The sequence below is a fragment of the Tsukamurella ocularis genome (assembly GCF_965138335.1).
Taxonomy (GTDB): domain Bacteria; phylum Actinomycetota; class Actinomycetes; order Mycobacteriales; family Mycobacteriaceae; genus Tsukamurella; species Tsukamurella ocularis_A.
The window spans coordinates 21,825-30,449 of sequence record NZ_CBCSDV010000041.1 but is presented as its reverse complement, the minus strand read 5'-3'; the positions used below and the strand labels follow the sequence as shown (position 1 = coordinate 30,449).

The following is an 8,625-nucleotide window of genomic DNA, read 5'->3' as shown; positions in this document are numbered from 1 at the left end:
GGACGGGCACCCGCACATAGTGACACAGGTCACTGCGCCGTGGTTGTTCCTCATTTCCGCCATCCCCGGCGGACTTCCTGGATCCGTTGCGGGGTGCGTCCCCACACTGGTCTCACTCCAGCAGAAAGGGCTGATCATGCCAGCTTTCGACGACGGCATCGCGGCGACGCGCCTCCCGGAGGACGGGGTCGTCGAGACCGACGTCCTCATCGTCGGCTCGGGTCCCGCGGGCTCGTCCGCGGCCCTGTTCCTGTCCGAGCTGGGCGTGTCCAACACCCTCATCACCAAGTACCGATGGACCGCGAACACGCCGCGCGCACACATCACGAATCAGCGGTCGATGGAGGCCTTCCGCGACATGGGGATCGAGGAGCAGGTGCTCGCGGAGGCCACCGAGCACGACCTGATCGGCGACACCGTCTTCTGCACCTCCATCGCGGGCGAGGAGATCGGCCGCATCCGCACGTGGGGAACGCGGCCCGACCGCGAGGCCGACTACCGCCTCGCGTCGCCCTGTCTGACCGTCGACATCCCACAGACCTACCTGGAACCCATCCTCGTCCGCAACGCCACGGAGCGCGGCACCCAGACCCGCTTCTCCACCGAGTACCTCGGTCACACGCAGGACGCCGACGGGGTCACGACGTCCGTGCGCGATCGCCTGACCGGATACGAGTACACGATCCGCTCCCGGTACCTGATCGGGGCCGACGGTGCCCGCTCCCGCGTGGCCGCCGACATCGGCCTGCCCTACGAGGGCGCGATGGACATCGCCGGGTCGATGAACATCACCTTCAAGGCCGACATCTCAGCACTGGTCGACCACCGCCCGAGCGTCCTCTACTGGGTGATCCGACCCGGGTCGAACGTCGGCGGCATCGGTACCGGACTGGTGCGGATGGTGCGGCCGTGGGACGAGTGGCTCATCGTCTGGGGCTACGACATCGCCGGCCCGCCGCCCGAACTCGACGACGAGATGGCCACGCGCGTCATCCGGGACCTGCTCGGTGTGCCGGACCTGGAGCCGGAGATCACGGGCTACAGCCTGTGGGGCGTCAACGAGATGTACGCGACGAACCTGCAGAGCGGGCGCGTCTTCTGCGCCGGCGACGCGATCCACCGTCACCCGCCGTCGAACGGGCTCGGTTCCAACACGTCGATCCAGGATTCGTACAACCTGGCGTGGAAGCTCGCGGCGGTGCTCCGCGGGCAGGCGGCGCCGTCGCTGCTCGACTCCTACACCGCCGAGCGGGCGCCGGTGGCCGAGCGGATCGTGAAGCGCGCCAACCGCTCCGCCCGCGAGTTCGCCGACCTCTTCAGCGCCCTGGGCGTAGTCGGGCTCGAGGGGGAGGAGATGGCGGCGGCGATCGCCGAGCGCAAGGCGGACACCCCCGCCGGGGCGGCGAAGCGCGCCGCGCTGGTGGACGCCATGAACACCAAGAACTACGAGTTCAACGCGCACGGTGTGGAACTCGGCCAGTTCTACCGGTCGTGCGCGGTCGTCTCCGACGGCACCGCTCCGGTTCCGGTGCCCGGCCGCGAGGACGCCGATCTGTACCACGTCTCGTGCACCTCGCCGGGCGCGCACCTGCCGCACGCGTGGGTCGGGGACAACCGGACACGGATGGCCATGATGGATCTCGCCCCGTACACCCGATGGACCCTGATCACCGGGGTGGCCGGGGGCGCGTGGGCGGAGGCGGCCGCGCGCGTCGCGGACCGGTACGGGCTACCGCTGGAAGCGGTGGTGATCGGTCCCGGCCGCGACGTCACCGACCTGTACTACGACTGGGCCAAGCTGCGGGAGGTCGACGAGTCCGGGGCGGTGCTGGTGCGCCCTGACAAGCACGTCGCCTGGCGGGCGATGTCGCTCCCCGGGGATCCCACCGCCGCGCTCGACGATGCAGTGAAAGAGGTTCTGGGACGATGAGGTTCACACATCGGACGCTGCCGCAGCGCGTCGTCTTCGGGGCGGGCGACGCGCCCGCGGCGGTCGCCGCCGAGGTGTCGGCCCTCGGCGGTACTCGGGCCATGCTCATCGCCTCCGCCCGCGACGCGGCGCAGGTCGACCGCATCGCGGCGGACATCCCTGTGGCGCTGCGCCATGAGGAGGTGGTGATGCACGTCCCCGTCGACGTCGCCGAGCGTGCGCGCACCGCCGCGGCCGCGGCGCGCGTCGACGTGCTCGTCAGCGTCGGAGGCGGCTCGACGACCGGGTTGGCGAAGGCGGTCGCACTGACCACCGGGCTCCCGATCGTCGCCGTACCGACCACGTACGCGGGCAGCGAGGCGACGGACGTCTGGGGCCTGACCACCGACGGGGTCAAGACGACGGGCTCGGACCCCCGGGTGCTGCCGGCGTCCGTGGTGTACGACGCGGCCCTGCTGAGCTCGCTGCCGCGGGAGCTGTCCGTCTCCAGCGGGTTGAACGCCCTCGCGCACTGCGTGGACGCGATGTGGGGTCCGCGCGCGGACCCGATCGACCGCGCCCTGGCGGAGGAGGCGATCCGCGCACTCCGGGCGGGCCTGCTCGGCCTGGTCGGCGAGGCCGGTGCCGCGACCGACCCGGCCGCGGAGCACCCCGACCCCGTGGAGGAGACCCTCTACGGCGCATATCTTTCCGCGACCGCGTTCGCCTCCGCGGGGTCGGGGATGCACCACAAGATCTGCCACGTGCTGGGCGGTCTGTACGACCTTCCCCACGCGCAGACCCACGCGGTGGTCCTCCCGCACGTGCTGGCGTTCAACGCGCCGAACGCGCCGGAGGCCGAGCGGCGGATCGCGCGGGCGCTCGGGAGCGCCACCGCGACCGCGGGGCTGGCGGCGCTGCGCCGGTCCGTCGACGCCCCACGGGCGCTGCGGGACTACGGCATGCCCGAATCCGGCATCGAGGCGGCGGTACCGCCGATCCTGGCGGCGATCCCGGCGAACAACCCCACCCCCGTGACCCCGGAGGGCCTCGCGGCCCTCCTCGGCGATGCTTGGAGAGGAACGACCGATGAACAGTGAGACGCAACCGATCTCGGATCAGCAACGGCGGGCGGAGGACGACGTCGTGCAGCGTGTCGTCCGCTCCTTCGACGGGTGCCCCGATCCGCGCCTGAAGCAGGTCATGGTCTCGCTCGTGGAGCACCTGCACGCGTTCCTCCGGGACGTGCGGGTGACCGAGGAGGAATGGGCCGCCGCGATCGACTTCCTCACCGCCGCGGGCCGCATCACCGACGACACCAGACAGGAGTTCGTGCTCCTGTCGGACACGCTCGGCGCCTCGATGCAGACCATCGCGATCAACAACCAGGTCTACGGGGAGGCCACCGAGGCGACGGTCTTCGGCCCGTTCTTCGTCGCGGGGGCGCCCCGCATCGAGCTCGGCGGGGACATGGCGTTCGGCGCGGTGGGCGAGCCCTGCTGGGTCGAGGGCACCGTGACGGACGCCGGCGGTTCGCCGATCCCGGGCGCTCGGATCGACGTCTGGGAGGCCGACGACGAGGGGCAGTACGACGTGCAGCACGATGACGGCAGGGTCGCCGCCCGCGCGCACCTGTTCACCGACGCCGACGGCGGCTACCGCTTCTGGGGGATCACGCCCACGCCCTATCCGATCCCGGACGACGGCCCCGTCGGGAAGATGCTGGAGGCGGTAGGACGTTCGCCCTATCGCGCCGCTCACCTCCACTTCATGGTGACCGCCGACGGCCACCGGCGGCTCGTCACGCACATCTTCGTCCGCGGCGACGAACTGCTCGACAAGGACAGCGTCTTCGGGGTCAAGGAGTCCTTGGTCAAGGACTTCGTCGAGCAGCCCTCGGGGACGCCGACGCCGGACGGCCGGGAGATCGACGGGCCGTGGTCGCGGGTCCGGTTCGACGTGGTGCTCGCGCCCGGTGCGTCCGCCGCGACGGTGCCGGGCGCGTGAGCGCCGCCCGGGTCCTCGAGACCGCGGACGAGGCGGTCGCCGGGATCGAGGACGGCTCGACCGTCCTGGTCGGCGGCTTCGGCCTCGCGGGGATGCCGTTCGACCTGATCGATGCGCTGGTCCGACAGGGCGCCCGCGACCTGACGATCGTGTCCAACAACGCCGGCAACGGCGACGTCGGGCTCGCCGCCCTGCTCGCCGCCGGCCGCGTGCGCAAGGTGGTGTGCTCGTTCCCGCGCCAGAGCGACTCGTACGTCTTCGACGAGCTCTACCGCGCGGGGAGGGTCGAACTGGAGGTGGTGCCCCAGGGCAACCTCGCCGAGCGGATGCGCGCCGCGGGTGCCGGGATCGGTGCCTTCTTCTGCCCCACGGGGGTGGGCACGATCCTCGCGGAGGGGCGCGAGACGAGGACGATCGACGGCCGGGAGTACGTCCTGGAGTATCCGATCCGCGGGGACTACGCGCTGGTGTCCGCCCACCGCGCGGACGGGCTGGGCAATCTGGTCTACCGCAAGACCGCCCGCAACTTCGGGCCCGTGATGGCGACGGCCGCGGGCACGACGATCGTCCAGGTGGGCGAGGTCGTCCCCGTGGGCGCCCTGGACCCCGAGTCGGTCGTCACGCCCTGCATCTACGTCGACCGCGTGGTGGCGGTCGCGACCCGTACCTACACCGTCGAAGGAGCTCGCTGATGTCGGTCGATCACCCCTTGTCCATGGACGAGCTCGCCGCCGTCATCGCGCGCGACATTCCGTCGGGGGCGTTCGTGAACCTCGGGATCGGACGGCCCACCGGGATCGCGGACCACCTGCCGGCGGAGCGGGGCGTCGTACTGCACACCGAGAACGGCATGCTCGGCATGGGGCCGCGGGCGACGGCGGCGCAGGTCGACGCGGATCTCACCAACGCGGGCAAGGTGCCGGTCACCGAGCTGCCCGGCGCGTCCTACTTCCACCACGCCGACTCCTTCGCCATGATGCGGGGCGGTCATCTCGACGTCTGCGTCCTCGGCGCGTACCAGGTGGCGGCCAACGGGGATCTCGCGAACTGGACGACCGGGGCGGCGGGCGACATCCCCGCGGTCGGCGGCGCGATGGATCTCGCGATCGGCGCCAAGGACGTGTACGTGATGATGACCTTGTTCACCAAGGCCGGGGAGCCGAAGCTGGTCGACCGCTGCACCTACCCGCTGACGGGCCGGCGGTGCGTCAGCAGGGTGTACTCGGATCTCGGGGTCTTCGTCGTCGAGGACGACGGGGTGCGCGTCCTGGAGACCTTCGGCGTAACGGCCGCGGAACTGCGCCAGCGGCTCCCGATCCCTCTGCGCTAGGTTTTCTGGCATTCTCGGTGACATGTCACAGACTCCGTTCGCGCCCGCGACGCAGCCCACGCCCGAGACGGTGGCCGCGCGGGCCGTCGGCGTCACCAAGGTCTACGGCGAGGGCGAGAGCGCCGTGCACGCGCTCGCGGGCGTGACCGTCGACTTCCGGGCGGGGGAGTTCACCGCCATCATGGGCCCCTCGGGCTCGGGCAAGTCCACGCTCATGCACTGCCTCGCCGGGCTCGACGCGGCATCGGGCGGCTCGGTGCAGGTGGGCGGCACGGAGCTGACCTCGCTGAACGACAAGCAGATCACGCAGCTGCGCCGCGACCGGATCGGCTTCGTCTTCCAGAGCTTCAACCTGGTGCCCACGCTCACGGCCATCGAGAACATCACGCTGCCGCTGGACATCGCGGGGCGCAAGCCCGATCAGCAGTGGCTGGACGCGGTGATCGACCGGCTGGGCCTGCGGGACCGGCTGGACCACCGGCCCACCGAGCTCTCGGGCGGCCAGCAGCAGCGCGTCGCCTGCGCGCGCGCCCTCGTCGGGCGGCCCGAGATCATCTTCGGCGACGAGCCCACCGGCAACCTGGACTCACGGTCCGGCGCCGAGGTGCTGTCCATCCTGCGCGCCGCGGTCGACGACTTCCGGCAGACCGTCGTCATCGTGACGCACGATCCGCGCGCCGCCTCCTACGCCGACCGCGTGGTCTTCCTCGCCGACGGCCGCATCGTGGACGAGATGCGCAGCCCCACCGCGGAGCGGGTGCTGGAGAAGATGATCCACCTCGACGAGCTCGTCGCCCGCTGATGGCGAACCCGATGCGCCGGGTGGCGCTGCGGAACCTCCTGGCGCACAAGGGGCGCCTCGTCCTGACGGTGCTCTCCGTGCTGCTCGGTACGTCGTTCATCGCCGGCTCGATGGTCTTCACCGGCACGCTGTCGAAGGCGTTCGACGGGATCTCCGACAGGATCGCCGTCGGCGTCGACGCGCGGATCTCACCCGAGAACGCCCAGGGGCAGGGCGGATTCGGCCCGGCCGGGCCCGGTGTGCCGCTGTCCGTCGTGGACCAGGTGAAGACGGTGCCGGGCGTGCGGGTCGTGGTCCCCGCGATCACCGGCACCATCGCCCTGCGCGACGGGAACGGCGACGTCGTCTCGCCCACCGGCGCACCCCAGGTGGGCGGCGCCTACTTGCCGCCCGGCGAGAACCTCGATCCCGACGGCCTGCAGATCACCTCCGGGAGGGCGCCGTCGGCGCCGAACGAGATGGTGCTCAACGAATCCGCCTCCGAACGGCTGAAGCTGCCCGTGGGAGCGCGGACCACCATCGTCGCGCCGCACTCGCCCGGCCCGATCGACGTGACGATCGTCGGGCTGTACACGATCTCCACCGACTCCGGCGGCTACCTGGGTGCCCTGTTCGCGAAGGACGAGGCGCGCAAGCTCTTCGGCGACGGTGCGACCGCCCCGTACATCGAGGTCGGCGCCGCGCCGGGCACCTCGCCCGAGCAGCTGCGCGACACCCTCGCCGAGCGCCTGCCCGACCTGAACGTGCAGACCGGTGCGGAGGTGCGGCAGGAGTTCGAGGACACGATCAACCAGGGCCTGAGCTTCCTCAACTACTTCCTCGTCGCGTTCGGCCTCATCGGCCTCCTGGTGGGTGTCTTCATCATCTACAACACCTTCTCGATGCTCGTCGCGCAGCGCCTCTCCGAGCTCGCGCTGCTCCGCGCCATCGGCGCCGGCCGCGAGCAGGTGCGCAACTCGGTGGTGCTGGAGGCGCTCGTCGTGGGCGTGGTCGGCAGCGCGCTGGGCCTCGCCGTCGGCATCGGCCTCGCGGTGCTGCTGCGCGCCGGCGTGACCGCGGCGGGGGCCGGATTCCCCGACGGCGGCCTCGCCGTGAGCCCGTCCGTGGTGATCACGGTGATGGTGGTCGGCACCGTCGTCACGGTGATCTCCGCGCTGATCCCCGCGGTGCGGGCCTCGCGGGTGCCGCCCGTCGCCGCCATGCGCGCGCAGGACGGCGGCTCGGCGCAGTCGCTGCTCGTGCGTGGCGCGGTCGGCGCGGCGCTGCTGCTGTGCTCGCTGGCGCTGCTGTTCGTGGCGACCACCGAGGTCGGCTCCACCGCCGCCATCGAGGTCGGTGTCGCCGGCTTCGGGCTGATCCTGGCGATCGTGATCGGCGGCCCCGCGCTGGTGGCGCCGTTGCTCGGCGGCATCGGCAAGGTCATCGCCGCGCCCTTCGGCCCCGCGGGCCGGCTGGGCCGCACCAACGTGATGCGCAATCCGCAGCGCACCACCGCCACCGCCTTCGCGCTGGTGATCGGCGTGGCGCTGGTCGGGGTCATCGGCACTCTCGGCGCGTCGATGCAGAAGTCGATCGACGCGCAGGTCGATCAGGGCATCCGCTCCGACCTCATGCTGCAGGCCCCGTCGCTCGGCATGCCGCCGGCCGCGCTCACCGCCATCGAGGGCGTTCCCGGCGTCGGCGCGAAGACCATCCTCTACGGCGTGCCGGTCCGGATCGGCGGCGATCGGCGCAGCGCCCTCGGTGTCGACGGCGACATCACCACCGCGTTCAACCTCACCCGGACGGCGGGCGAGCTGACGCTGAAGCAGGGCGGGCTGCTCGTGGACGACCGGACCGCGCGGGATCGCGGCTGGGACGTGGGCTCGACGGTCGAGGCCGTGTCCGCCGTCGGCGCCACCACCGCGAAGCTCACCGTGACCGGGATCTACTCCGCCACCGGCGGTTCGCTCTCGGGGATCGTCGTGACCGCCGCCGACATGAACACCCTGTATCCGCCGGCGAGCGGATCCACCGCGCCGCTCGTCGCACCGCAGTCGGTGTTCGTCGACGCCGCCGACGGCACGTCGGTGAGCGACCTCAAGGAGCGGCTGCGGGAGGCGGTGAAGCCGCTGCTCGTGGTCAACGTCGACGACCAGGACGACCTCAAGGATCAAGCGGGGCAGGCGATCACCGCGCTGATGGGCGTGCTCTACGGGCTGCTCGGCCTCGCGGTGGTCATCGCGATCCTCGGCATCGTCAACACCCTCGCACTGTCGGTGGTGGAGCGGCGCCGCGAGATCGGCATGCTCCGCGCGATCGGTCTCATCCGCTCGCAGGTGCGCCGCTCGATCTACCTCGAGTCGATGCTCATCGCGGTCTTCGGCGCGGCCCTCGGCCTCGTGCTCGGGGTGCTGCTGGGGGTCTCGCTCGTGCACGCGCTCCGCGACGAGGGCCTCGGCTCCGTGGTGGTGCCGTGGTCGACGGTGATCGTCATGCTGGTGGCCTCCGCGTTCGTCGGCGTGGGTGCGGCGATCCTCCCCGCGATCCGCGCCGCCCGCACGCCCCCGCTCGCCGCCATTGCGGAGGGCTGAGTCC

General features: G+C 71.7%; 7 protein-coding genes. All 7 read left to right on the top strand.

What is annotated here, in order from left to right; genetic code table 11:
• Positions 1-136: 136 nt before the first annotated feature.
• The 7 genes from ACNAYW_RS22940 to ACNAYW_RS22910 are packed head-to-tail and all read left to right on the top strand — an operon-like array spanning position 137 to position 8,621.
• Positions 137-1,930, top strand: coding sequence for an FAD-dependent oxidoreductase (locus tag ACNAYW_RS22940; protein WP_415851934.1), 1,794 nt, complete (start codon positions 137-139; stop codon positions 1,928-1,930).
• On the top strand, positions 1,927-3,009 hold the full coding sequence (locus ACNAYW_RS22935; RefSeq protein ID WP_415851933.1) for a maleylacetate reductase: 1,083 nt from the start codon (positions 1,927-1,929) through the stop codon (positions 3,007-3,009). Before ACNAYW_RS22940 ends, ACNAYW_RS22935 begins: the two co-directional genes overlap by 4 nt.
• Complete coding sequence (locus ACNAYW_RS22930) at positions 2,999-3,916, top strand: intradiol ring-cleavage dioxygenase (protein WP_415851932.1); 918 nt, start codon at positions 2,999-3,001, stop codon at positions 3,914-3,916. Before ACNAYW_RS22935 ends, ACNAYW_RS22930 begins: the two co-directional genes overlap by 11 nt.
• Positions 3,913-4,608, top strand: a complete 696-nt coding sequence (locus tag ACNAYW_RS22925; protein WP_415851931.1) for a 3-oxoacid CoA-transferase subunit A — start codon at positions 3,913-3,915, stop codon at positions 4,606-4,608. The genes ACNAYW_RS22930 and ACNAYW_RS22925 overlap by 4 nt, the downstream gene beginning before the upstream one ends.
• Positions 4,608-5,246 carry a 3-oxoacid CoA-transferase subunit B gene (locus tag ACNAYW_RS22920; protein ID WP_415851930.1) on the top strand — a complete coding sequence of 213 codons (639 nt, stop codon included), beginning with the start codon at positions 4,608-4,610 and terminating at the stop codon, positions 5,244-5,246. The genes ACNAYW_RS22925 and ACNAYW_RS22920 overlap by 1 nt, the downstream gene beginning before the upstream one ends.
• 22 nt (positions 5,247-5,268) lie before the next feature.
• Positions 5,269-6,048: an ABC transporter ATP-binding protein gene (locus ACNAYW_RS22915; RefSeq protein ID WP_415851929.1), complete on the top strand. Its 780-nt coding sequence runs from the start codon at positions 5,269-5,271 to the stop codon at positions 6,046-6,048.
• A complete protein-coding gene (locus ACNAYW_RS22910) occupies positions 6,048-8,621 on the top strand; it encodes an ABC transporter permease (RefSeq protein WP_415851928.1) in 2,574 nt (857 codons plus the stop codon). Before ACNAYW_RS22915 ends, ACNAYW_RS22910 begins: the two co-directional genes overlap by 1 nt.
• Positions 8,622-8,625 lie beyond the last annotated feature (4 nt).